The following is a 22,475-nucleotide window of genomic DNA, read 5'->3' on the forward strand; positions in this document are numbered from 1 at the left end:
CGGCGCGCCAGGGGAGCATGGGCGGTTCATGCACTCGACTTGTAATCGAGACTTCGTGGGTTCGAATCCCACCCCTGGCTCATAACAAATTGTCGACTCAATCCCCTGAGCGCCGAGAAGACCCTGCCCGACGGACGCGTCCAGGTCGCGACCCTAGTGTATCGTGGCCCCGACGTCAAGGAGCGGATGCAGGTCGACATCATGCTGTTCCGGGCGGCCGGCGGGCGGACCGCCGTCCCGGCCCACAAGGAGCTCTCCTCGGCGCTGTCCTGGCTGTGGCGTGACCTGTCGGTGTAGGCCCACTACGACGGCGTGGTCTACGAGCCCAATCTGGGCGAGGCGATCCTTGTCGAGGACATTCTCCCGGACGTGCGGTGGATCGAGTAGCCGTCGCGCTTATCTATCAAACTGCTGTAGTGATGGGCGTGGGCGCAGCGTTCAACCCGACCTACGCTCTGCTGTTCGGCGTCGCTTGCGGTGCCGTGGCTATCGTTATCTGGTTTTTATTTGATTAGCTCACCGCCGGCGATTCTGGCGGTGAGCGATTACACTTTGATAGCGGAGTGTGTAGTGGCGACACTCGCGAGTGGTGGGAGAGGGGAGAAGGGGGATGGTGATGGTCGCGCGGGGGACCGATCGGCAAGCGGGTGCTCGACTGTGGGCGTCTGATACCAGAACTGATACCAGTATAAACCCCTGTCAGACAGGCGTCGGCGTACAGTCGAAACGGAGGGGTATGAATACACATCGATAGCAGGCTGGGTAGGCGACAGCTGTCGGTCAAGTTGGGATGGCTTGGTGCCCGCATTTATGTATTATATCTGTGATTACTATGTATGGACGAGATTGCCCTCTGGGCCGCAGTCGGCATCATCGCGGGGTTCTTAACTTACGTGACGTTGGTCGACACCGTCGGGATTATTCCCTCGTTTATTACTGCCGTGGTCGTGCTCTTCGTCGCCATGGGAACAACGGCAGCGGTAACGTGACCAGCCAACGTACTCAAACTCGACGACGGCCACGACCTTTTCATACTCCCACGCTCCGTCGCCGCAGATGGTCCCGTAGCCCTCAATAAATTCATCGATGAGGGTGTACAGTCCAGTTTCGTACAGACTCTATCGTGCGCTTTTCGAGCCGAACGGGCCGCTCTTGGACATACCCCGCTAATCATCGCCAGGGTTACTCTTGACGAGCCAAGCGTGGGCAGTTACGCTACAGTAGTGCTAGAACGCCACGAACTGAAAACTAGCTGAGGCCAAGTTCGCAGCGGGTACCCATCGCATCATATTTTCCAGCACTTGCATCAGGGTGTATCCGACTACTCCCCTCACGAACTGCGCGCCGCAGATCATATGGAGATGCTTCCTCACCTGTTTCCGATTGGTGTTCGCATAGAATACATGCAAGAGATCCAGTAACCAGTGGCGTAGCAAAACTTGTCCCCGGTTCCAGATACCAACCATCACTACTGTCTCGCAGCACGTGCATTGGTGCAAGTATATCTGGGTTACTACCCGTCGGAACCGGGTTCCATTTCCATTCTTTTTCTTGCTGATTGGGGATACAGTTCTGACCGTTGGTGCAGTCCTGTTCACTACAAAATGTTCCGTTAGCTGGAGTGACATCTGATTCAGGAGCGACATCCTCGTTCACCCAGTAATATGGTCCAGCTCTTCGGTTCGCTGGTTCATCGCCCGGCTCACATGGACAATGGGTCACCATTCCTCCAACAGAGATTACATCCTCGAATGCACCTGGACAGTGAACTGGCGGACGTCTCTCCTGTTTATTAGGTAAATAATTACCTGCTGCAGCAACAACAGTAATACCAGCATTAATTAATCGCTTTGTTACCTTCACATCCGGATTCAACGCGACAGGAGCGCGCCATGGACGTCCGGAAGATAAATTGAGAATGTCGATATCATCCTCAATTGCTTTGGTAACAACATCGGAGTATGGCTCAACAGGCACCCTTTTATCAGCGTTCATCGCCTGATAGAGAGAGAATTCCGCGTCAGGCGCGTATGCACAGAGACGGTCAAACACCGCCCTACAGTGTTGACTTGTCTCTTCTTCAGACGTATTGAGAAATGAGTTCTCCCTCCGCTCATGGACAGTATATCCATCCGTGTACTCTGACGGCAACTGCCAAGCCGAGTCAACGACCCCAATGTGGATGCCGTCTGCACGCTCTCCCGTTCTGGGAACGTTCGTTGATAAGCCATGCGCGCGGATTATATAATCCCTAGTCTGCTTGACGGACGTACTCCATAAGGGCCCGCGCTCGGTGGTCACTGTTGGGCAGTCATACCGTCAGTCACAGAAACGGACTGAATAGAAGCTGTGTCGACAAACTCACCGAAGCTACCCGCACTTGCAGTTATAAGAATAACCCCGGAGGGGAGGATGCGGTCAACGGTAACGCCGTAGCTATCGGCCCGTGATTCAATTTCGGGAGCCGCCCCCTCCTTCGGAACGAGAGCAAACTGTCTCTCGTCCTCGGGGGAAGACTGGTTAATCCAGTCGGACACGCTCGGCTCAATGTACTGGTCCATACCACTATTTTCTACGGGACCTGACACAAATAAGTTGTGCATGCAGCACACTTGGCCTCTGCTTACAGCTCTTCCATCACGACCTCGGCCTGTTCACGCGACCGGGAGCGACCGACGTATTCGAACTCAACGACGGTGACAACCTTCTCGGGGTCCCACGCCCCCTCGCCGTAGACATCCTCGTACCCCCGGATGAACTCGTCAACGCCGTCGTAGTCACCCTCACGGCGGGCGCTCGCCGGCGTGATCGTGCCGAGTGCCTCCTCACGTGTCTCGGTGATGCGGATGAAACAGTCGCACTCCGCACCGGGTTTGAGAAGGTCCGTCTTCGCGGCGACAACGGTGCCGACGTTCGGGCCGGCGTAGTTGTCGGCCCACTCCCGGCGTGTCACCGTCTTCGACCCCGAGCGGATCACCGGAATGTGGTAGTTCTTAAATAGCACCGTCGGCCTCCCGGAGGCCGGCGACGGTTAGACGGTCACTCATCGATGTCCTTTGCCCACTCCAGTAACCATTTGGCCTCACCGAGAGCGCCGAGAATCTCTTCGAGCGTGACGCTCCCCTCTGGTGTCTGCGCGACGACTGTTTTCCACACCAACCCACTTGCCAACTCATCACCCGACTCAAGCGCGCCCAGAACGTACTCCAGTCGCTCGGCTGAATACGGACCGACCGGACGAAGCTTCTCCCAATCCAGCTCTTCCCCAATCTGGACATACCCCTCTCGGCCTCGTGGATCGTCGACGAGTTCGTAGAGCGCAGTCGAGTCGTGGATGCACTTGATCACGTCGCCGGCTTCGAGGACATCAAGTCGGTTCCCTACCGTGTTGCGGTGGAGACCCGTGGCGTCGACGACGGCCTTCTTCGTCCGCGCACCGGCGTGTAATTCGTCGAGGATCGCCTCATCGGCCTCCGTCAAATCGACTTCATCTATCACGCGTTGCTGTCGTTGCGCCATGCCGGTATGTATTTCGACCATGCACTTAGCACTTATGCTGATAGCATAGTTATATCTACTATGCTGTTTGCACAAATACCAAGTGTCCACATCCCGTATCTGTAGATGAGCACAGGACGGGTGTCTTCACAGAAGGCGCCCGGCGGTGCTGGAACTCCGCCGTACTGTACTCTCGGAGTGAGAGCATGAGCAAATCTAACCGCGCCGGAGAAGTCAGTTCCGGCCCCGATCGACAGTTTCGCACCGTTGGCCAGCACGCCTACCTCGGCGTCGACGGCGAAGGCTACTACCACCACGTCGACCGCGACGCCCGACTCGTCTACCGCTTCGACGACGCCGGCCAAGTCGAGCGGGCTCCGTGAGGTTCGAAAGGGAGTGGGCGTGTACACTGCGAGGCGAGCCGCCACGGGATATCCTACCCAATCGCTGCCGTCCGGAGGTACTCGAAGCAGTCTTCCAGATCCGCCATCGTCACGCCGTTGTCACGGTCGAACGTGACGAGATAGCCCGACTTTCGGGAGGCAGAATCCGCCTGAACGACGACGAGTGCCTCGTCGAAGACGTGAACCGTCCCGGTGAGGCGACCGCATTTGAATCCGTCTTCGAGTCGTTCGGAGCGGAGTTGTTCGAGAACGATTTCGTCGACGACGCGCTGGTCCCATAGGTCGGTGTAGCGGGTACGTACGTCCTCCCGCATCCGCGTCTCGAAGGTGCCGCTCCGGAATCTCGTGACCGCACGCAAGGCGTCCCCGTACTGCGTGACTGGATGGGTCCGGTCTTCGTCGACCGGAATCATACCGTCACCGACGGCGGAACAGGGTGGCAAGTGAATTGGGGGTCGAACCGATCAAAAAGCGCGACGATGCCGCAGGAGTCGCCGGGCTATCCTTTCGCCGACACCACCTCGAATCCCTCGTCGACCCGCGTCACGTACAGCAAGGCGTCCTCCGGGCCGGCGTCGGCCACCTCGTCCAGTTCCGGCGCACACCCCAGCATTCCCACCTCGTTGAACCCGCAGGGGCCACAGACGGCGGCGTCGGGGTGTGGGCGGTAGGCGCCGTCCTCCTCGGTCGCGGGGAGATAGCCCGCGTCGTCGACTTCCTCGCCACAGACTGCACAGGTGAGCGACAGCGGGGCCGGATCGAGCGACGCGTCAGGCATCGTGGCTACCGCGGAGTTGCGCGAGCACCTCGTCGACGACTTCGTGGTCGGCGGCGACGATGTAGCGCCGCCCCGCGACGAGCGTCGTCGAGTGCTGGACGGCCACGTCCCCGCTGGTCTGTGAGACGACGAGCGAGCCCTCGGGGAGGGCGTCGGCGACGACTTCCCCCGCGGCGGGGGCGTCGTAGTCGACCCGTACGTCGAACAGTTCGAGGTCGCCGGTCACGCCCTCGAGCGTCCGGATGTCGCTGCCCGAGAGAGCGTTGACAGCCGCCTTGATGCTCGCTCGTTCGGGGAAGTACACTCGGTCGACGAACTCGGTGTACTCGTCGCCGTCCTCGACCTGGATGCGGGCGACGGTTTCGATGTCGGGGTAGAGCTGCTTGGCCGCCATGCAGACGGCGAGATTGGTGGATTGGTCACCCGTCAGCGCGCCGATCACGTCGGTTTCGTCCCGTATCGCCTCCCTGAGCATCGACGGTCGCGTGGCGTCGCCTTGCAGGTAGGTGACGCGTTCGTCCACCTCGGTGGCGTCGATTCGGTTCGGATCGCGTTCGACGACGGTCACGTCGGTCCCGCGGTTGACGAAATCCTCCGCCACCCGCCGCCCGACGCGGCCGCCGCCGGCGACGACGATGTGATCGCGTTCGGCCATACGCCGTGCTACTACGCCTCGAACGTTAAGTGTGGGGACGGCGAGAAATCCGGCCGCGCGATCAGTCGGCGGTCCGGCGGCCGACGACGCTCCCCATATCGAGTTCGTACAGGGTGAACTCGACATCTTCGACCGACTCGTCGAACAGTCGGAAGGGTGGGAACCACTCGTTGAGGGTCGCCTCGTCGACGGTGCCGTCCCACGGCGCGACCGAGCCGCGGACGTGGATGCTCCAGGAGCTGTCGGCGGCGAAACAGACGAACGTGGCCGTGTCGGTCGTATCGAGGTAGCGTCGCTTCTCGCTGCCGGTGTCGTCGTGCGTGCTCACGCGGAGGAGGAACCGCTCGCCGTCGTAGTGGTAGCTGAGCGGGACGGCGTACGCGTCGTCGCCGTCGGCGAGAGCGAGAACGCCGTGGGAGCCGGAACGGAGGTAATCGTCGATGTCGGCGGCGTCCATCCCGACCGTGTAGACGTACTCGACGTGGTCCATGGCCAACCTACGTCACGACGGGGCATATATCCGGTCGTCGCGTGGCCGGTCGTAACGCAGCGCTGGTGAGTCGTCGGACCGTCGAGACTGGGGACGCCGGTCCGTCTCATAGTGTTTATTATAAGTCAGTACCGGTGGGTCGCCAAGCCGGTCCGGCGACCCACTGGTAACCAGTTCCAATAAACACTATCAGTCGGCCTCGATGCCACAGGGACCGTCCATCGCGTCGGTCGTGGAGCCGTCGGACTCGTCGGTCACGGCCGGGAACCGGCCGCGAAGGGCACGGAGGCGTCTGCGTACGTCGACCGACTCGCTCCCGATGACCGCGAAGCCGGCGAAAATGGTCACGAAGCCGCCGACGGCCAGCGTGGAGACGAGTTCGCCGAGCAGCGCCCACCCGCCCAGCGCGGCGACGACGGGGACGGCGTAGAACACGAGGTTCGCGCGGATGGCGCCGGCGGTGTCGAGGAGGCCGAAGTAGGCGATGTAGGCGACGGCACCGGCCAGCAGACCGACGTAGGCCAGCGCGAGAAAGGCCTCGGGGTGCCAGACGACGGCGTCGACGGATTCGCCGGTCCACCAACTGAGCAGGTGTGAGAGTCCGGCCGCGAAGGGAAGCCCCCACGCGGTGCGGGCCGTACTCGACAGGGAGCCGCCGGCCCAGCGGATGAGGACGCTCCCGATCGCCCCGGTGATCGCCCCGCCGAGCAGGATGGCCTTGCCGACGCCGGGATCGAACAGGGTCGCAGGGTCGGGGTTGACCACGAGGGCGACGCCGAGGAACCCGAGGGCCATCCCCGCGACGCCGCGTCGGGAGAGCTGTTCGTCGGCCAACAGGAGCGCGGCGAAGACGGGCGTCAGAATGGGGTTGAGGCTGAAGACGATGGCGGCGACGGCACTGCTGGTGTACCCCTGCCCCACGAACAGGAGGGCGTTCGTCAGGCCAATAGCGAGGACACCTGTGGCGAGAATCCCGGCGGCGTCACGCCAGGTGCTGGGGAGGAGTTGGTCGCGCGGCGTCGTCACGGCCGCGTAGGCGATGAGGGCGACCGCCGCCACGTCGAAACGGAGCGCGACGAACAGGAGCGGCGGGAAGTAGGCGAGGCCTGCCTTCGCGGCGACGAAAGTCCCGCCGAAGAGGACTCCCGCGACCACGAAAGCGACCAGCGCGCGGCGATCCGCCGCGATCACTCCGCACCCTCGCCGACGTGCCGTTCGCAACCCGATCCGAGTGCCGAAATTCGCAAAGTGTAACGCATCGACCGAACAGAGGGGCCGCAGCCGTTTAGTTTAATTCGTAAAATTTTGCACGGTACAAAACGCGTGCGCTCCGGGTCGCGACCTTCGCGGTGTGCAACGCTTTCACGGTGCGAAAGTGGTTTCCGGTCACGGGGAGCAGGGAGTGGCATGGAGTCCGCACTGGCGGAAATCGAGTTCCTCGCGCTCTCGACGAACCGGGTAGAAGTGCTCCGGCTACTCGCCGAGGACCGCCACACGCGCACCGACCTCGCGGTGGCGACCGGCGCGTCGCAGGCGACGCTCGGACGGATTCTACGCGACTTCGACGACCGCTCGTGGATCAGACGGGTCGACGGCGCCTACGTCGCCACGGCGACCGGCGAACTCGTCGCCGACGGCTTCCTCGACCTGCTGGACATCGTGGAGACGGAGGTCGATCTCCGCCCAATCGTCGACTACCTCCCGGACGCCATCGACTTCGACCTGCGGCGGCTAGACGACGCGACCATCACCGTCCCGTCGGGGACGCGACCGAACGCGCCGGTCGGGCGCGTCCTCGGCCTCCTCCGGGGCGCGTCGTCGATCCGCGTGTTCTCACACGCCTTCAACGAAGGGAGCCTCGACGCCATCGAACGCCGCGTGACGGCCGGCGAGACGACGTTCGAGGGGGTTTTCTCCCAGCACGCCATCGACGCGGTGGCCGACGACGAGGGGTTGCGACGCCGCCTCGAATCCCTCCTCGACGCCCCGGGTGCGACCCTCCGGGTCCGGGACGGGGATATTCCGCTGGCGGTGACCGTCGTGGACGGGACGGTCCACCTCCTGATTCGGGACACCAACGGCGTCCTGCAGGCCTCCATCGACACCGACGATCCGGTCGTTCGCGACTGTGCTCGCGAGCGGTTCGATGGATACTGGGCGGAAGCGTCCGCGCTCGACTCCGGTGACCTCGGGTGAGGGGGTATCCGAAAGCAGCAGGGATGCTCGCCGGCGGGATCGATAGATAGGGGCGGAGCCCCCGAGAGGACGCGGGCGCTACGTCAGGACCGGGAGCGTCGATAGTTCGCGAGCCGGCCACCACAGGTTGGGCAAGTCATCCGGAACGGCCCCGCTTCGAGCGTCCGGTCACAGCCGGGACAAACGTAGCGCGCCATCACGTTTCCACAATCGACCGGGACCTAATTAAATATTTTTGTCGAAGAACCCTTCGAACGTTTTCTTATCTCCGATATTCGTCTATTCATAAAAATTCTGTCGCGCCGCTCCCGAGGCAAAACACTTAGCGGGTGCCCGCCACACCATCGGATATGCCTCAGTTGCGGTCCTGTTACTTCTGCAGTGCCGTCGGCGACTCGCTGCAGGAGTACGAAGTCGTGCCCGACCGCCTGGTCGCGTCCGGCGAGTCGCGGTCGGCGGTGCTGTGTTCGTCCTGTCAGGAGAAACTCCGCCGCGTACTCGAACCGCTGGTCGAGGCGGCGGAGTCCACGGGGTCGACGGATGGTCCCGATCCAGGCGTGTCGGGTGTCGGCGAAGTCACCTTCGGGTCGGCCTCGCCGACATCCGAGGACGCATCGGCCGCGACCGACGGTCGGGACGCGGACGACGAGACGAGCGAGACGGGCGGGGACGAGGGAGTCACTCCCGACGACGACGCCGATGCCAGCCCGGACGAGGACGTGCCGGATGGCTACTACAAAGTCCTCCGTCTGCTCCAGAATCGCGAGTTCCCAATGGAACGGGCCGATCTGACCGCACTGGTCACGGGCGCGTACGACGTGTCCGAACCGCAGTGTGAGCGAATCCTCGAGACGGCAATCGAACGCGGCGTGTTGGTCGAGGATGGCTCGACACTCGACATCGGCGGTGACTGACGGAGGAGACGGCACCCCCGTCTCGAAGACACGAACAATTATGAACGAGAAATGATAACGTGGGGTCGGTGGTAGTACATGAGCCTCATGGACAAGGTGAAGGAGCTACTGGCACCGGACGAGAGTGAGACGGTCCTGTACGACTACGAGTGTCAGGACTGTGAAAAAACGATCACGTCGAGCGATCCGCCCGAGAGCGCGACGTGTCGGAACTGTGGCTCGTCGAACCTGGAGGAAGTCGGAAAGATGTACGCCGGCGGCGGTGGCGGCGGTGCGGGGTAGGAACGAACCGCATCGGTGGTCCCTTCATCGATTCTCGTCGGCTCGGCCCGGCGGGAATCCCCGTTGACTTCGGATAGCCCGATCAGTGGTCCGCGCCGCCCGGCAGCCGCTCCGGTTCGCCGGATCGGAGGATGTACTCGATGGCGATGCCGTTGAGCGGCGAGTCCGCCGCCTCGGCGTGTGCCCGAGCCAGGTCGAAGTAGTCCATCGTGATCGAGACGACGTTCTCGTAGGCCGCCGCGTCGTCCGCGGCGAGGACGTACTCGGCGGTGACGGGGGTGAGTTGCCCCTCGGCCACGTCGTCGTGGTAGTCGTCCACGTCGTCCAGCCAGATCTGGGCGCCGATGATGGCGAGGATGATCGACGCGCCGAACGCGTCGGGGATGTCGAAGCCGACACCGCGGTAGGCGTCGAGCATTCCCTTGTAGATGACGCCCACGCGGTCGTACTGCGTCTTGAGGTACGGGAGGCCGCGTTCCTGTTCGCCGAAGGGTGCATCGTCGGGGACGGGTGCGGACTTGTACTCGTCCTCGATGCCCGCTTTCGCCGTGTCGCCGTTATCGGCGTGTGATTCCGCGAGCAACTCGCGGAACCGGTCGTCCCGATCCTGGTGGGCCTCGGAAATCTCGACGGCCTCGTCGTAGGCGTCGCGAACCGTGTCGGGCGCTCGGTCGAAGGCGTCCTCGACGACACCCTGGAGATACGACTGGGCGCATTCGGCGACGGTGCGCCGGTCCGGATCGGGGTCGCCGACGAGTGTCACCTCGAAATCCTCGAACTCGTCGTCGTTGATCGCGTCGCGCATGTCGCCGTCGAGCAGCGCTTGCACGATTATCGCCGTCGTCTTCTCGGCCATCTCGACGTACTCGCGGGCCTCGCGGTTGGCCGGCGTGGAGGGATCGCCGCGGCCGAGGGCGACCAGCCGACCCGCCTCGTCGGTAATCGGATCGTACCCGCCCGTCGCCCGCGCGAGCGCCCGGCGGTAGAGATAGCCGAGCGTCAGTTCCGCGGGGAGCGTGAGCTTCGTCTCGTACTCGAACGTGGCGTCGTCGACGCCGAGTTCGGCTTCGAGTTCGGCCTCGATGTCGCCGTACACCTCGCCCAGGATGCGGTCGAGCGTGTCGTCGACAGCGGACTTGATCCGGAGCGCCCGGTAGTCCAGGCGGCCGGTCTCGGCGTAGTAGCCAAGGATCGCCCGCTGCGCAGTGGGGAGGCGGTCGAACGCGGCGAGGCGGTCGGCGGCGGCCCGCGGCAGTGACCGGGTCACCGGTGTCGACGGCCATCCGCGGCCGTCGCTCTCACCTCCGGGCGAGGATCTCGGGGTCGCATTGGGGGGAGGTGCCCGGCGACGGCTATCAACCTTGCCATCGTCCCCAACGCCGATGAGTTAGACTTTCGGTCGTGGACCACCCACTCCGTTCCATGCAGGTCCATACGGTCGGTGAGGGGACCCCCGAGGTAGCGGTCGTCGGCGCGGTCCACGGGGACGAACCCTGTGGCGCGCGCGCTATCGAGCGCTTTCTCGCGTCCGATCCCGAAGTCGACCGCCCCGCGAAGCTGATTATCGCCAACGAACGCGCCCTCGAACGGGGCGTCCGGTACATCGAGACGGATCTGAACCGGGCGCTCCCCGGCGACCCCGAGAGCGACCTGTACGAGGAACGGCTCGCACACGACCTGGCGACCGAAGTCGAGGGCTGTCTCTCGCTCGGTATCCACTCGACCGTCTCCTACGACGAGGCCTTCGCCAACGTGGCGTATCTGAACGAGCGCAAACGCGAGATTGCGGCCCACCTCCCCGTCACCGGCATCGTCGATTTCACCGCCGTCTCCGACGGCCGGTCGGTCGAACTCCCCGGTTTCGTCGACATCGAGGCCGGCTATCAGGGGAGCGAAGCGGCCGTCGACAACGCCTACGACTGTATCGTCGCGTTCCTGCAGACGACGGGCGTCCTTCCCGGCGACCCCCCGGCACAGGACCCCGGCTTCTACGAGGTGAGCGAGGCGCTATACAAGGAACCCGGACGGGAGTACGAGTTCCGCGGCGAGAACTTCGAACGCGTCGACGCCGGGGAGGTCTTCGCCACCGTCGACGGCGAGCCACTGACCGCGGACGAGGCGTTCTGGCCCGTCCTCATGTCCAGCCACGGCCACGACGTGTTGCTCGGCTACCGCTCGACCTACCACGGTCCCTTCTCGTCGGTGCCGGCGGCGAGCGTCGACGCCGACGACTAGTCCTCGACGAGCCGTAGATACGTCGAGGGCACCCGATCGACCGTGTACGTCTCCTGCCCACGCTTCGTGAGTCGGTACGCCTCCGAGAGCGACGCCGCGTCGACGGCAAACACCACGGGGTCGTCCCCGTCGGTGTGGCGCCGTCCGACCGCCTCGGCGTCGGCGACGGACGCCGACAGATGCACCTGCTGGCGCCCCATCGGTTTCAGCCCCGCACGCTCGATGGCGTCGGCGTTCCCGGGTGCGGTGCCGTGGTACAGTTCGTCGGGCACCGGTGCGTCGGTTGGTTCGAGGGTCACGTCGACTGATGGTGTTTATTCGAACTGGTTACCGGTAGATCGCTGGACCCTCTTGGCGACCCACCGGTACTGACTTACAACTATGAGTGGCCGTAGGCGGCGCGGACGCGAGCGTCACTCCCGTCGCCCTCGTCCGCCCACGGATACCGACCGGTCGCCACGGCGACGAAGTCGGTCCACGGAGTCCATCCCGACTCGTCGAGCGAGAGGCCGGCGTCCCCGGGGAAATGCCGAAGCGCACCGCTCAGGAATTTCGAGAGGCGGGTTCGGCGTTCGGCCGTCAGGACGGCGTCGTCGACGGCGCCACAGTCGGGACAGGCACCGGCGACGACGCCGTGATCCGGACAGCGACGAACGGGATGAGTCACGGGCCGAGGGAGGCGGCCCGGTCGGAAGAACCTACAGGAAGCCTTCGATGTGGTCGGCGACTTCCTCGGGCGTGTCACCGACGGGGACGCCCGCGTTGTTGAGCGCCTCGATCTTGCTTTCGGCCGTGCCCGTACCGCTCCCGGAGACGATGGCGCCGGCGTGGCCCATGCGCTTGCCCGGCGGGGCGGTCCGGCCGGCGATGAAGCCGGCGACGGGCGTGTCCATCTCGGTGGCGATGAAGTCCGCCGCGTCCTCCTCGTCCTCGCCGCCGATTTCGCCGCACATGGCGACCGCTTCGGTCTCCGGATCGGCTTCGAAGAGTTCGAGAGCGTCGATGAAGGAGGTGCCGATGATGGGGTCGCCGCCGATGCCGATGGCGGTCGTCTGCCCGATACCACGCTGGGTCAGGTTGTCGACCACCTGGTAGGTGAGCGTGCCCGACCGGGAGACGAGGCCCACGTTACCCGACGAGAAGATGTTGCCCGGCAGGATGCCGAGTTTCGCCTCGCCGGGCGTGATGACGCCGGGGCAGTTCGGTCCGACGAGATACGTGTCCGTCTCCCGGAGCCGCCGGTTCACCGTCGTCATGTCCTGGGTCGGGATGCCCTCGGTGATGGCGACGACGAGGTCGAGCGACGTATCGAGCGCCTCGAAGAGGGCGTCGGCGGCGAACGCGGGCGGCACGAAGACGACGGAGGCGTCCGCGTCCTCGCGGCGGACCGCCTCGTGGACCGTATCGTAGACGGGGACGCCGTGGACCTCCTGACCCCCTTTGCCCGGCACCGCGCCGGCGACGACGTTCGTCCCGTACTCGATCATCTGTTCGGCGTGGAAGTTGCCCTCGCCGCCGGTGATGCCCTGGACGACGACGCGGGTATCCTCGTCGACGAGTACGCTCATTGGTTCACCTCCTCGGCGTTCGCGACCGCACGTTGCACCGCGTCCTCCAGGGTCCCTTCGACCTGCACCAGTTCCGTGTTCAGGATCTCCATGCCCTCCGCGGCGTTCGTGCCGGCGAGGCGGACGACGACGGGTTTCGGTATCTCGTCGAACTGCGAGAGCGCGTCGTTGATGCCGCGAGCCACCTCGTCGCCGCGAGTGATGCCGCCGAAGATGTTGAACACCACGGAGTCGACGTTGGGATCGGAAAACACCATATCGAGGGCGTTGGCGACTCGTTCGGCCTTGGCGCCGCCGCCGATGTCGAGGAAGTTCGCGGGGTCGCCGCCGTAGTAGTCCACCAAGTCGAGTGTCGTCATCACGAGGCCCGCACCGTTGCCGATGATGCCGACGTTGCCCGAGAGGCGGACGTAATCGAAGCCGTACTCGCCGGCCTTGCGCTCGAGGTCGTCGGTGTAGGACTCCTCTTCCATCTCGGCGAGGTTCGGATGGCGAAAGAGCGCGTCGTCGTCGACGTTCATGACGGCGTCGGCGGCGACCACGTCGCCCCCGTCGGTCACCATCAGCGGGTTGATCTCCGCCTCGCTGGCGTCGTTGGCTTCCCAGAGATCGTACAGCGTTTCGACGACACTCGCCACCGCGCGGGAGACGTCCCGCGGGACGCCGGCCTCGGACACCGCCTTTCGCGCCTGGAAGGAGTGGAGGCCGTACGCGGGATCGACACGCTCGCGGGCGATGGCGTCGGGGTTCGTCTCCGCCACCTCCTCGATGTCGACGCCGCCTTCCGAGGAGACCATGACGACGGGTTCGCCCTCGCCGCGGTCGAGGGTCACGCCCAGATAGAGTTCGTCCGTGAAGTCGACCGCCGCCTCGACGAGAACGCGGTCGACGTGGTAACCCTTGAGATCCATCCCGATGATGGTCTCGGCGGCCTCGCGGAGTTCGTCTTCGTCGCTCGCGATTTCGATACCGCCGGCCTTGCCGCGGCCGCCGACGTGGACCTGTGCCTTGACCGCGAGGGGGTAGCCCAGATCGCGGCCGGCGTCGACCGCCTCGTCGACGCTCGTCGCAAGCCGGGAGTCGGGAGTTGGAATCCCGGCGTCGGCGAAGACACCCTTCGCCTGATACTCGTGAAGTCTCATCGTCCGGGCTTCTGTCGAACGGGAGTTAGTAGTATCGGTCGGAGCGCTCGGCGCCACGAATCTCCGGGCAGCTTTATTCGCCCCCTGCTCGTACTTCCCCCTATGCGCGCAGTCCGCTATCACGACTACGGCGGGAGTGGGGTACTGCAAGTCGACGACATCGACCGGCCCGACCCGGCCGACGACGAGGTGCTGATCGAGGTGGCGGCCGCGGGGGTCAACCCCGTCGACACCTACTTGATCGCGGGGTCGTACGAGCCGTTCACGCTGCCGATGATCCCCGGCGTGGACGCCGCCGGGGAAGCGGCCGAAGTGGGGACGGCCGTCGAGGGCGTAAGCGAGGGCGACGCCGTCATCGCGACGGGACTGAGCAAGGACCACTACGGCGCCTGTGCGGAGTACGTCGCGGTGCCGGACGATCGTCTCGCGGTCCTTCCGGCGGGCGTCGACCTCGTCGAAGCGGGCGCCGCGGGCGTCGCCGCCGTGACGGCGTGGCGCGCGCTGATCGATCACGCCGGACTGGAGCCGGCGGAGACGGCGCTGATCCACGGCGGAAGCGGCGGCGTCGGCCACGCGGCCGTCCAGATCGCCGACGCGGCTGGCGCGCGGGTCGTCACCACCGCTGCCCCGCAGTACCACGACCGCCTCGAATCCTTCGGCGCCGACGCCGTCCTCGACTACGGCCGTGACGACCTCCGGGACGCCGTGACCGCGGCGAGTTCGGGTGGCCCGGACGTGATCCTCGATCACCGACTCGACGACTACCTGCAGTTCGACGCGGACGTGGCCGCCCACGACGCCCGGATCGTCGGCATCGGCGAGAACGACCCCGCGATTGGCTTCACGAACGACGGCGTCGCACGCGGGAAAGACCTCACGTATCAGTTCATGAGTATGTTCAACACGCCGCGGCTGGCCGACCCGCTCGACGCCGTCGCGTACCTGCTCGGCGAGGGCGAACTCGAAATCGAGGTGGCCCCGACCTACGACTTAGAGGAGGTGGCCGACGCCCACGAGGACGTGATGGCCGACAGCTTCCTCGGGAAACTCGTCGTCACACCGTAGCGTCCCGGTCGAACGGCACCGCACAGCCGGTCGCACTCGTACTCGATCGGGGTCGATCGCTCCGCTACGCTTCGCCGTAGACGGGGACGGCGGCGCCGCTGGTCACCGTCGCGGCGTCCGAACAGAGGAACAGGACCACGTCGGCGATGTCGGCCGGATCGACCCACGACTCGTCGGGCGTCATCATCTCGCGGTTCATCGGCGTGTCGATGACACTCGGCATGACGGCGTTCGCTCGCACCGTCCCCAGGTTCTCCTCGGCGATGGTCTCGGTCAGCAGGCGGACGCCCGCCTTGCTCGCGCGGTAGATGCCGTCGCCCTCGCCGCCCTCCAAGGACGACCGGGCGGATACCGAGACGACCGCCCCCTCCGCCTCTCGGAGGTGGGGCAGGGCGTGTTTCGAGGCGAGAAACATCGTCTTCAGGTTCACGTCGAACAGGAAGTCGAACAGGTCGGCGTCCGTCTCGTGGATCGGGTCACCGCCACGCCACGTCCCGGCGACGTTCACCAGCGCGTCCAGTCGGCCGTGGTCGTCGATCACCGCGTCGACGACCCGTTCCACGTCGCCCTCGTCGGTGAAGTCACCCTGATAGTAGTCGATGCGTTCCGCGTCGACCTGTGCGTCCTCGTCGTCGGGGGCGACGATGTCGGTGCCACAGACCGTCGCGCCGGCGGCGTCGAACGCTTCGGCGACGGCGCTGCCGAGTGCGCCACAGGCTCCCGTCACGAGCACTACGTCACCCGAGAAGTCGAACGTCGTGTCCATGCCCCCAAATCGGGCGGAAGTCGCATAAGCGTACGGCCGGTCACGGTACGGTCTGGGGCGCCGTTTCACGGCGCCGACAGCGTGCGTCGCGGTGCCGATTCACACGGCCATAGACGGATCGTGACCCTTTTTTTCTGGCTGGAGGTAGCCGGGTCATGGCCCAACAACAGCGCGAGACGTGGGCGACGCGGCTCGGGTTCATCCTCGCCGCCGTCGGGAGCGCGGTCGGTCTGGGGAACGTCTGGCAGTTCCCGTTCCAGACGGGCGCGAACGGCGGCGCGGCGTTCATCGTCGTCTACCTCCTCGCAGTCTTCCTGATCGGCTTCCCCGCGATGCTCTCCGAGTTCGTCGTCGGCCGGCGCGCCGAGCGCAATCCGATCGACGCCTTCGCCCGCCTCGGCCGTCGGAACTGGAAGGTCGTCGGCGTCCTCGGGACGATTTCGGCGTTCTGGATCCTATCCTTTTATAGCGTCGTCGGCGGCTGGGTGATCCGGTACGTCGTCGGCAGCGCCACCGGAGCGTACTTCGGCGGCTCCGAGGCGTACTTCGGCGCCATCGCCGCCGGTCCCGAGGCGATCGGGTTCCACGCCGTCTTCATGGCGCTGACCGTCGGCGTCGTCGCCTTCGGCGTCACGGACGGTATCGAGCGATCGACCAAGCTGATGGTGCCGAGCATCGTCCTCCTTCTGGGTGGCCTCGCCGTCTGGGCGAGCACCCTCGACGGTGGCGCCGCCGGCTACGCCTACTACCTCTCGCCCGATATCGGCGCCCTCCGTGCCAACCTCGGGACGATCCTTCCCGCCGCGGTGGGGCAGGCCTTCTTCACCCTCTCGCTCGGGATGGGGGCGATGATCACCTACGCGTCCTATCTGGGCCGCGACGACTCCCTGCCGGTCGACGGCGCGACCATTGTGGTACTCAACACGTTCGTCGGCCTGCTGGCGGGGCTGGTGGTCTTCCCCATCCTCTTCTCGCTCGGCGTGAAGCCCGGAACCGGCGGTCTCGGTGCCGCGTTCATCACCCTCGCGGGCGCGTTCGCGCAGTTGCCAGCCGGGCGCTTTCTCGGCGTCGCCTTCTTCGTCGTCCTCCTGCTCGCGGCGCTGTCGTCCGCGATCAGCCTGCTGGAGGTCGTGACGTCGTATCTGGTCGACAACACCGACCGCTCGCGGTCGACGCTCGCCGTCGCGCTGGGGGGTGGCATCTTCCTGCTGGGCGTGCCGAGCGCGTTCGGCCTGTCGATCCTTGGATGGTACAACGCCATCGCCTACAACCTCCTGCTCCCGCTCTCGGTGCTCTCCTTGCTCCTGTTCGTCGGGTGGGTCGACGCCGACGAGGCGGTGGCCGAACTCCGACGGGGCACGGGTCTGAGCGAATCCGGCGCCGTCGCGTGGCTCTGGTTCGTCCGCACCGTCGTCCCGTTCGGCGTTCTGGTGACGCTGCTGCTCGGCCTCCAGACCCTCGCCGTCGACGCCGGACTGCTGGCCGAGGCCATCGTGTAGCTTCCCCGAAAGACTGCCGGCGACTCGAAACCCACTTGAGCCGGGTTCGCCGAGTCGAAGCCGATGACACGAGAGACGTGGGCGACGCGCACCGGCTTCATCCTCGCCGCTGCCGGAAGCGCCGTTGGCCTCGGGAACATCTGGAGGTTCCCCTGGATGACCGCCGAGAACGGCGGTAGCGCCTTCCTGCTCGTCTATCTGTGTATCGTGTTGGCGGTGGGCGTCCCCGGCCTCCTCGGGGAGTTCGTCATCGGGCGGCGGGCGCGGCGGAACCCGGTCGGTGCGTTGCGAACCCTCTCCGGGTCGCGGGCGTGGGCGGCCGTCGGCGGCGTCTCAGCGATCACCGGCGTTGCGCTCCTCTCGTTTTACAGCGTCGTCGGCGGCTGGATCCTGCGATACCTGCTGGTCTCGTTGACCGGCCCCTTCACCGGCGGCGCGGCCTACCTCGCCGATCCGGGCGCGTACTTCGGGAGCGTCTCCTTCGGCGCCGGCGCCGCGGGCTATCACCTCCTCTTTCTGGCACTCACCGGCCTGATCGTCCTCGGCGGCGTGCGCCGCGGCATCGAGTTAGGGACGAAAGTGATGATGCCGGCCGTCCTCGCCTTGCTCGTCGGGATGGCCGTCTGGGTCTCCACGCGGTCGGGGGCGAGCGCCGGCTACGACTTCTTTCTCACCTTCGATCCGGCCACGATCCGCGCGGACTTCTTCTCGATCCTCGGGCCGGCCGCCGGGCAGGCGCTCTTTACCCTCTCGGTCGGCGCCGGCACCATGATCACCTACGCCTCCTACATCGACGAGGATCGATCGCTCCCGTTCGACGGGGCGGTCATCGCCCTGCTCAACACGGGCGTGGGCGTCCTCGCCGGCCTCGTCGTCTTCCCGCTCCTGTTCTCGCAGGGCATCGACCCCGGCAGCGGCGGGCCGGGGGCGCTTTTCGTCGGTATCGCGGCCGCGTTCGGCGCCCTGCCCGGTGGGAGCGTCCTGGCCGTCCTGTTTTTCGGCGTCGTCGCCTTCGCCGCGCTGTCGAGTTCGATCAGCATGCTCGAAATCCCGGTCTCCATCCTCGTCGACGAGCGCGGCTGGTCGCGACGGAAGGCCGTCGGGGTGCTTCTCGCGCTCATCGCGACCACGGGGACCATAACCGCGTTCCGGCCCCCGCTGTTCGACTTCGTCGCCGGGACGCTCGTCGATCTCCTGCTCACCGGCGGCCTCCTCGCCTTCCTGCTCTTTGCGGGCTGGGTGCTCGGCCGCGAGGCGATAGACGAGTACGCCACCGGCGCCGGGCCGGTAGCGATCCGGCTGGCGACGCCGTGGCTGTTCGCTATCGGCGTCGTCGTCCCCGTCTTCCTCACCTTCACGCTGCTGACGACGGCGGGCGTCGACGCGCGCGTCGGGTTCTGGCCGACCGTCGTCGCCGTCGCCGTCGTCCTCGCCGGGCTTCGGCGGCGGGCGACCGCCTGATATCGGCGGAATCCTTTTGCCGGTGCTCGAACCTTGTTAGTGGACGATGACAGGTGGTCGGCCATGACCATGGAGGACCGAATCGAGGAGCTCCGGGAGAAGCGGGAGCGAGCGCTCCTCGGTGGGGGCGAGGACCGGATCGAATCCCAGCACTCGAAAGGGAAGATGACCGCCAGAGAGCGGATCGACTACTTCCTCGACGACGGGACCTTTCGCGAATTCGATCAGTTCCGCACCCACCGAACCAGCAAGTTCGGCATGGAGGAGCGAAAGCTCCCCGGCGACGGCGTGGTGACGGGGTACGGCGACGTGAACGGGCGCAAGACGTTCGTCTTCGCCCACGACTTCACCGTCTTCGGCGGGTCGCTCGGCGAGGTGATGTCCGAGAAGATCTGTAAGGTGATGGATAAGGCGATGGACGTGGGGGCGCCAATCGTGGGCCTGAACGACTCGGCGGGCGCGCGTATCCAGGAGGGCGTGCGGAGCCTCGCCGGCTTCACCGACATCTTCCACCGCAACGAGCAGGCCAGCGGCGTCGTGCCCCAGATTTCGGGCATCATGGGCCCCTGTGCCGGCGGCGCGGTCTACTCCCCCGCAATCACCGACTTCATCTTCATGGTGAAAGACACGAGTCACATGTTCATCACCGGCCCGGACGTGATCAAGACCGTCACGGGCGAGGAGGTGAGCTTCGAGGAACTCGGCGGCGCGACGACCCACGCCTCGCGGACCGGCGTTGCCCACCGCGCCTTCGAGGACGAGGAGACGGCACTCGACAACATCCGCCGCCTGCTCTCCTATCTCCCGCAGAACAACGTCGAGGACCCGCCGCGGATCGACCCCTGGGACGACCCGAAGCGGTCGGCAGAGGAGCTAAAAACCGTCGTCCCGGATCAGCCCCAGAAGCCCTACGACATGGCCGACGTGATCGGCGGCACCGTCGACGAGGGCTCCTTCTTCGAGGTGCACGACGGCTGGGCGAAAAACGTCGTCGTTGGCTTCGCCCGCCTCGACGGTCACTCGGTCGGCGTCGTCGCCAATCAACCCCGATCGAACGCCGGGACGCTGACCGTCGACGCGAGCATGAAGGCCTCGCGGTTCGTCCGCTTCTGTGACGCCTTCAACGTCCCAATCCTCACCTTCGTGGACGTGCCCGGCTACATGCCGGGGACGGAGCAGGAACACCGAGGGATCATCCGCCACGGCGCGAAACTGCTCTACGCCTACTCCGAGGCGACCGTCCCGCTCCTGACGGTTATCACGCGGAAAGCCTACGGCGGCGCCTACTGCGTCATGGCGTCGAAACATCTCGGCGCCGACGTGAACTACGCGTGGCCGACCGCCGAACTCGCCGTCATGGGGCCGGAAGGCGCCGTGAACGTCCTCTACAGCGACGAACTGGACGCGGCCGACGACGCCGACGCCCGCCGCGCCGACCTCGTCGAAGAGTACCGCGAGGAGTTCGCCAACCCCTACACCGCCGCCGACCGCGGATTCATCGACGACGTGATCGAACCCCAAGAGACCCGGGCGCGCCTCGTCGACGACCTGCACATGCTGAAGACCAAACGCGAGAGCAACCCCGAGAAGAAACACGGCAACATTCCGATCTGAGATGTCGGCCAACGAACTCGACATCCCCGACGACGCCGACGACGCGGAGGCGGCCGCCATCGCCGCCGCGGTCGGCGCACACGTAAACGATCAGGCCCGCGCCGCGGCCGCCGCGGCCGCGGGCGGTGACGACGACGCCTGGCGGGGCCGCAAGTGGACCTTCGCCGGCCGGATCGACGGACTGCAAGGCCGCTCGATCCGCGTCCCGGAGACGGCGCCGACCGACGCTTGGACCGCCGCCGGCCGGACGGACCGTTTCTAACCGGTCGGCCCTCCAGTAGGCATATACGCCCACCGTGTCAACGAACGCTCCGTGAGCGGAGAACACGGCGGCTCCGATGGGATGGCGGTCGGCACCGCCGTCGGCTCGGACGACGACTTTCTCGGGGACCGAATGGGCACCGCACGGACGGGGTTGGTCGGCTGGATCGACACCGTCGGCGCTCGGCTCCCGCCAGTCTGGCGACGGCGGCTCGGAAGCGGCGTCGTCGCGGGCGTCGGCGCGTTGCTGGTCGGGACGCCGCTCTATCACCTACTCCAACACGGCGTCTCGGTCGACGCCCTCGTCGGCGACGCGCTCCCCCTCGGGTTCGGGATCATCCTCCTCGGGGCAGGAGCGTGGCTCGGCTGGCCGAACGACGACGATCTGGCGCCGCTGGTGACGGCGTTCTGGGTCGCCGTCTCCCTCGTCGTCACGAGCCTCGTTACGCTCTACTTTCTCACGCTGCATATCGCGCACGGCCACACCGTCGAATCGGCCTGGTTTCTTGTCTACGACATCGGCGCCACCGGCGCGATTGCCGGCCTGCTCATCAGCCGCTACGACGTTCGCTCGCGGCGTCGTCACCGGCGGTTGAGCGAGCAGGAAGGTCGCTTTCGGGCGGTGTTCGAGGGGACACTCGACGCCCTCGTCGTCCTCGACGACGAGGGACGGTATCTGGAGGCAAACCCCGCGGCTGCGGAGCTGTTCGGCCTGCCACGGGCGGAGCTGATCGGAAAACGCATCGCCGACTTCGCGCCCGACGACCTGCGAGTCGAGACGGACTGGTCGCAGTTTCTCGCCGGCTCCAGCCGGCGCGACGAGTACGAACTCGTCCGGCCGGACGGCGAGACACGCACCGTCGCCGCCGCCGCCACGCCGAACGTCCGCCCCGGCCGTCACCTGGCAGTGCTCCGGGACGTGACCGACCGGGTGGAACGCGAGGCGGACCTCGACCGGGAGCGCGCCCGCGTCGAGTTCCTGAACCGCCTCCTCAGACACAACGTGCTCAACGGGATGAACCTCGTGCTGGCGAAAATCGACGCCGTGGAGCCGTCGGTTCCGGACGAGCGCCACGACGACATCGAGGCGGCCCGTCACCGGGGGGAGGAAATCGTGGACCTCATCCAGACGGCTCGCCGACTCGCGACGGACGTCGAGACGGCGGCCACGGAGCAGTCGGTCGACGTGCGCGACCCGCTGGCCGACGCCGTCGCGTCGCTCCGGGCGACCTGTCCCGAAGCGACGGTCGAGTGTGACACGCCCGACGATCCGGTGGTGGTCCACGCCGACGAGATGTTGGAGACGGTGTTCGATCACCTCCTGACGAACGCGGTCCAGCACAACGATCCGCCCGTCCACGTCTCGGTGACCGTCGCCGTCGGCTCCGAGATGGTCACGGTGACCGTCGCCGACGACGGCGACGGCATCCCGGCCGATCGGCTGGCACAACTGTTCGCCGACGACGAGTTCGACCACAAGCGCGCCTGGGGCGGGTTCGGCCTCTCCATCGCCCACGCGCTCGTCCGGGAGTACGACGGCCGCGTGTGGGCCGAGGCGAACGATCCGGACGGGACGGCCGTCCACGTCGAACTCCGGCGCGACGACGACGAGCGTCGCCACTAGGCGGTCGAGAACACGGAAAACCG

General features: G+C 65.9%; 25 protein-coding genes, 1 tRNA gene and 2 pseudogenes. 14 read left to right on the plus strand and 14 right to left on the minus strand.

Annotated elements, in window-relative coordinates:
* The first annotated feature begins 6 nt into the window (after positions 1-6).
* From HALNA_RS12085 to HALNA_RS20060, 3 genes are all read left to right on the plus strand, one after another.
* Positions 7-80 (plus strand) — tRNA-Thr (locus HALNA_RS12085).
* 76 nt (positions 81-156) lie between these two features.
* Positions 157-297, plus strand: a complete 141-nt coding sequence (locus tag HALNA_RS20055; protein WP_157573527.1) for a hypothetical protein — start codon at positions 157-159, stop codon at positions 295-297.
* Between the two features lie 539 nt (positions 298-836).
* A complete protein-coding gene (locus tag HALNA_RS20060; RefSeq protein WP_157573528.1) occupies positions 837-989 on the plus strand; it encodes a hypothetical protein in 153 nt (50 codons plus the stop codon).
* Between the two features lie 259 nt (positions 990-1,248).
* On the opposite strand, the gene HALNA_RS19415 is transcribed toward HALNA_RS20060, so the two are convergent.
* The 4 genes from HALNA_RS19415 to HALNA_RS20895 all read right to left on the minus strand — a co-directional run bounded on the left by HALNA_RS19415 (position 1,249) and on the right by HALNA_RS20895 (position 3,519).
* A complete protein-coding gene (locus HALNA_RS19415) occupies positions 1,249-2,301 on the minus strand; it encodes a S8 family serine peptidase (protein ID WP_084510009.1) in 1,053 nt (350 codons plus the stop codon).
* On the minus strand, positions 2,298-2,561 hold the full coding sequence (locus HALNA_RS12095; protein ID WP_049936619.1) for a hypothetical protein: 264 nt from the start codon (positions 2,559-2,561) through the stop codon (positions 2,298-2,300). The genes HALNA_RS19415 and HALNA_RS12095 overlap by 4 nt, the downstream gene beginning before the upstream one ends.
* A 62-nt stretch (positions 2,562-2,623) precedes the next feature.
* Positions 2,624-3,004 carry an ASCH domain-containing protein gene (locus HALNA_RS12100; RefSeq protein ID WP_084510010.1) on the minus strand — a complete coding sequence of 127 codons (381 nt, stop codon included), beginning with the start codon at positions 3,002-3,004 and terminating at the stop codon, positions 2,624-2,626.
* Between the two features lie 35 nt (positions 3,005-3,039).
* Positions 3,040-3,519, minus strand: coding sequence for an Lrp/AsnC family transcriptional regulator (locus HALNA_RS20895; RefSeq protein ID WP_211226015.1), 480 nt, complete (start codon positions 3,517-3,519; stop codon positions 3,040-3,042).
* A 185-nt stretch (positions 3,520-3,704) separates the two neighbouring features.
* On the opposite strand from HALNA_RS20895, the gene HALNA_RS20065 reads away from it, so the two are divergent.
* On the plus strand, positions 3,705-3,881 hold the full coding sequence (locus HALNA_RS20065) for a hypothetical protein (protein ID WP_157573530.1): 177 nt from the start codon (positions 3,705-3,707) through the stop codon (positions 3,879-3,881).
* 53 nt (positions 3,882-3,934) lie between these two features.
* On the opposite strand, the gene HALNA_RS12110 is transcribed toward HALNA_RS20065, so the two are convergent.
* From HALNA_RS12110 to HALNA_RS12130, 5 genes are all read right to left on the minus strand, one after another.
* Positions 3,935-4,315, minus strand: a complete 381-nt coding sequence (locus HALNA_RS12110; RefSeq protein ID WP_049936621.1) for a hypothetical protein — start codon at positions 4,313-4,315, stop codon at positions 3,935-3,937.
* Between the two features lie 86 nt (positions 4,316-4,401).
* Positions 4,402-4,680, minus strand: coding sequence for a hypothetical protein (locus HALNA_RS12115; protein ID WP_049936622.1), 279 nt, complete (start codon positions 4,678-4,680; stop codon positions 4,402-4,404).
* On the minus strand, positions 4,673-5,335 hold the full coding sequence (locus tag HALNA_RS12120; protein WP_049936623.1) for a potassium channel family protein: 663 nt from the start codon (positions 5,333-5,335) through the stop codon (positions 4,673-4,675). The genes HALNA_RS12115 and HALNA_RS12120 overlap by 8 nt, the downstream gene beginning before the upstream one ends.
* Before the next feature lie 61 nt (positions 5,336-5,396).
* Positions 5,397-5,825 carry a pyridoxamine 5'-phosphate oxidase family protein gene (locus HALNA_RS12125; protein WP_049936624.1) on the minus strand — a complete coding sequence of 143 codons (429 nt, stop codon included), beginning with the start codon at positions 5,823-5,825 and terminating at the stop codon, positions 5,397-5,399.
* A gap of 189 nt (positions 5,826-6,014) precedes the next feature.
* Entirely contained in the window at positions 6,015-7,013 is a 999-nt protein-coding gene (locus HALNA_RS12130; RefSeq protein WP_049938052.1) for a DMT family transporter, read from the minus strand.
* 219 nt (positions 7,014-7,232) lie between these two features.
* On the opposite strand from HALNA_RS12130, the gene HALNA_RS12135 reads away from it, so the two are divergent.
* From HALNA_RS12135 to HALNA_RS12145, 3 genes are all read left to right on the plus strand, one after another.
* Positions 7,233-8,021 (plus strand): helix-turn-helix transcriptional regulator, encoded by a 789-nt coding sequence (locus HALNA_RS12135; RefSeq protein WP_049936625.1) that lies wholly within the window; start codon positions 7,233-7,235, stop codon positions 8,019-8,021.
* 350 nt (positions 8,022-8,371) lie between these two features.
* A complete protein-coding gene (locus tag HALNA_RS12140) occupies positions 8,372-8,935 on the plus strand; it encodes a hypothetical protein (protein WP_049936626.1) in 564 nt (187 codons plus the stop codon).
* 78 nt (positions 8,936-9,013) lie between these two features.
* Positions 9,014-9,217 carry an FmdB family zinc ribbon protein gene (locus tag HALNA_RS12145; RefSeq protein ID WP_157573531.1) on the plus strand — a complete coding sequence of 68 codons (204 nt, stop codon included), beginning with the start codon at positions 9,014-9,016 and terminating at the stop codon, positions 9,215-9,217.
* 82 nt (positions 9,218-9,299) lie between these two features.
* Here HALNA_RS12145 and HALNA_RS12150 read toward each other — a convergent pair whose 3' ends face one another.
* Positions 9,300-10,484, minus strand: coding sequence for a hypothetical protein (locus tag HALNA_RS12150; protein ID WP_211226016.1), 1,185 nt, complete (start codon positions 10,482-10,484; stop codon positions 9,300-9,302).
* Between the two features lie 155 nt (positions 10,485-10,639).
* Here HALNA_RS12150 and HALNA_RS21680 point away from each other — a divergent pair.
* Positions 10,640-10,894: pseudogene (locus tag HALNA_RS21680) on the plus strand (succinylglutamate desuccinylase); the annotation flags it as partial.
* A gap of 554 nt (positions 10,895-11,448) precedes the next feature.
* Here the strand turns inward: HALNA_RS21680 and HALNA_RS21685 are convergent.
* The 3 genes and pseudogenes from HALNA_RS21685 to sucC form a co-directional block, all read right to left on the minus strand.
* Positions 11,449-12,119, minus strand: a pseudogene (locus HALNA_RS21685) (RNA 2'-phosphotransferase).
* A gap of 31 nt (positions 12,120-12,150) precedes the next feature.
* Positions 12,151-13,020 (minus strand): succinate--CoA ligase subunit alpha, encoded by an 870-nt coding sequence (gene sucD, locus HALNA_RS12170; RefSeq protein ID WP_049936631.1) that lies wholly within the window; start codon positions 13,018-13,020, stop codon positions 12,151-12,153.
* Positions 13,017-14,162: an ADP-forming succinate--CoA ligase subunit beta gene (gene sucC / locus HALNA_RS12175; RefSeq protein ID WP_049936632.1), complete on the minus strand. Its 1,146-nt coding sequence runs from the start codon at positions 14,160-14,162 to the stop codon at positions 13,017-13,019. Before sucC ends, sucD begins: the two co-directional genes overlap by 4 nt.
* 102 nt (positions 14,163-14,264) lie before the next feature.
* Here sucC and HALNA_RS12180 point away from each other — a divergent pair, with 102 nt between their 5' ends.
* Entirely contained in the window at positions 14,265-15,227 is a 963-nt protein-coding gene (locus HALNA_RS12180; protein ID WP_049936633.1) for an NADPH:quinone reductase, read from the plus strand.
* 64 nt (positions 15,228-15,291) lie between these two features.
* Here HALNA_RS12180 and HALNA_RS12185 read toward each other — a convergent pair whose 3' ends face one another.
* A complete protein-coding gene (locus tag HALNA_RS12185; protein WP_049936634.1) occupies positions 15,292-15,993 on the minus strand; it encodes an SDR family oxidoreductase in 702 nt (233 codons plus the stop codon).
* A 155-nt stretch (positions 15,994-16,148) separates the two neighbouring features.
* Here HALNA_RS12185 and HALNA_RS12190 point away from each other — a divergent pair, with 155 nt between their 5' ends.
* The 5 genes from HALNA_RS12190 to HALNA_RS12210 all read left to right on the plus strand — a co-directional run bounded on the left by HALNA_RS12190 (position 16,149) and on the right by HALNA_RS12210 (position 22,452).
* Positions 16,149-17,492 (plus strand): sodium-dependent transporter, encoded by a 1,344-nt coding sequence (locus HALNA_RS12190; protein WP_049936635.1) that lies wholly within the window; start codon positions 16,149-16,151, stop codon positions 17,490-17,492.
* 63 nt (positions 17,493-17,555) lie between these two features.
* Positions 17,556-18,953, plus strand: a complete 1,398-nt coding sequence (locus tag HALNA_RS12195; protein ID WP_049936636.1) for a sodium-dependent transporter — start codon at positions 17,556-17,558, stop codon at positions 18,951-18,953.
* Positions 18,954-19,022: 69 nt separating this feature from the next.
* Entirely contained in the window at positions 19,023-20,567 is a 1,545-nt protein-coding gene (locus HALNA_RS12200) for an acyl-CoA carboxylase subunit beta (protein WP_049938054.1), read from the plus strand.
* Position 20,568: 1 nt separating this feature from the next.
* Entirely contained in the window at positions 20,569-20,829 is a 261-nt protein-coding gene (locus tag HALNA_RS12205; protein ID WP_049936637.1) for a hypothetical protein, read from the plus strand.
* A 51-nt stretch (positions 20,830-20,880) separates the two neighbouring features.
* The gene (locus tag HALNA_RS12210) at positions 20,881-22,452 is read left to right on the plus strand and encodes an ATP-binding protein (RefSeq protein ID WP_049936638.1); all 1,572 of its coding nucleotides are present in this window, start codon (positions 20,881-20,883) and stop codon (positions 22,450-22,452) included.
* The last annotated feature ends 23 nt before the right edge of the window (positions 22,453-22,475 follow it).

This window comes from Haloplanus natans DSM 17983, from assembly GCF_000427685.1.
Taxonomy (GTDB): Archaea; Halobacteriota; Halobacteria; order Halobacteriales; family Haloferacaceae; genus Haloplanus; species Haloplanus natans.

Bases quoted from the DNA above. Each gene is read 5' to 3' on its own strand.
- HALNA_RS20060 (WP_157573528.1), top strand. From the start codon at position 837: ATGGACGAGATTGCCCTCTGGGCCGCAGTCGGCATCATCGCGGGGTTC.
- HALNA_RS12095 (WP_049936619.1), bottom strand. From the start codon at position 2,561: ATGGACCAGTACATTGAGCCGAGCGTGTCCGACTGGATTAACCAGTCT.
- HALNA_RS20895 (WP_211226015.1), bottom strand. From the start codon at position 3,519: ATGGCGCAACGACAGCAACGCGTGATAGATGAAGTCGATTTGACGGAG.
- HALNA_RS20065 (WP_157573530.1), top strand. From the start codon at position 3,705: ATGAGCAAATCTAACCGCGCCGGAGAAGTCAGTTCCGGCCCCGATCGA.
- HALNA_RS12110 (WP_049936621.1), bottom strand. From the start codon at position 4,315: ATGATTCCGGTCGACGAAGACCGGACCCATCCAGTCACGCAGTACGGG.
- HALNA_RS12115 (WP_049936622.1), bottom strand. From the start codon at position 4,680: ATGCCTGACGCGTCGCTCGATCCGGCCCCGCTGTCGCTCACCTGTGCA.
- HALNA_RS12120 (WP_049936623.1), bottom strand. From the start codon at position 5,335: ATGGCCGAACGCGATCACATCGTCGTCGCCGGCGGCGGCCGCGTCGGG.
- HALNA_RS12125 (WP_049936624.1), bottom strand. From the start codon at position 5,825: ATGGACCACGTCGAGTACGTCTACACGGTCGGGATGGACGCCGCCGAC.
- HALNA_RS12135 (WP_049936625.1), top strand. From the start codon at position 7,233: ATGGAGTCCGCACTGGCGGAAATCGAGTTCCTCGCGCTCTCGACGAAC.
- HALNA_RS12140 (WP_049936626.1), top strand. From the start codon at position 8,372: ATGCCTCAGTTGCGGTCCTGTTACTTCTGCAGTGCCGTCGGCGACTCG.
- HALNA_RS12145 (WP_157573531.1), top strand. From the start codon at position 9,014: ATGAGCCTCATGGACAAGGTGAAGGAGCTACTGGCACCGGACGAGAGT.
- sucD (WP_049936631.1), bottom strand. From the start codon at position 13,020: ATGAGCGTACTCGTCGACGAGGATACCCGCGTCGTCGTCCAGGGCATC.
- sucC (WP_049936632.1), bottom strand. From the start codon at position 14,162: ATGAGACTTCACGAGTATCAGGCGAAGGGTGTCTTCGCCGACGCCGGG.
- HALNA_RS12180 (WP_049936633.1), top strand. From the start codon at position 14,265: ATGCGCGCAGTCCGCTATCACGACTACGGCGGGAGTGGGGTACTGCAA.
- HALNA_RS12185 (WP_049936634.1), bottom strand. From the start codon at position 15,993: ATGGACACGACGTTCGACTTCTCGGGTGACGTAGTGCTCGTGACGGGA.
- HALNA_RS12190 (WP_049936635.1), top strand. From the start codon at position 16,149: ATGGCCCAACAACAGCGCGAGACGTGGGCGACGCGGCTCGGGTTCATC.
- HALNA_RS12195 (WP_049936636.1), top strand. From the start codon at position 17,556: ATGACACGAGAGACGTGGGCGACGCGCACCGGCTTCATCCTCGCCGCT.
- HALNA_RS12200 (WP_049938054.1), top strand. From the start codon at position 19,023: ATGGAGGACCGAATCGAGGAGCTCCGGGAGAAGCGGGAGCGAGCGCTC.
- HALNA_RS12205 (WP_049936637.1), top strand. From the start codon at position 20,569: ATGTCGGCCAACGAACTCGACATCCCCGACGACGCCGACGACGCGGAG.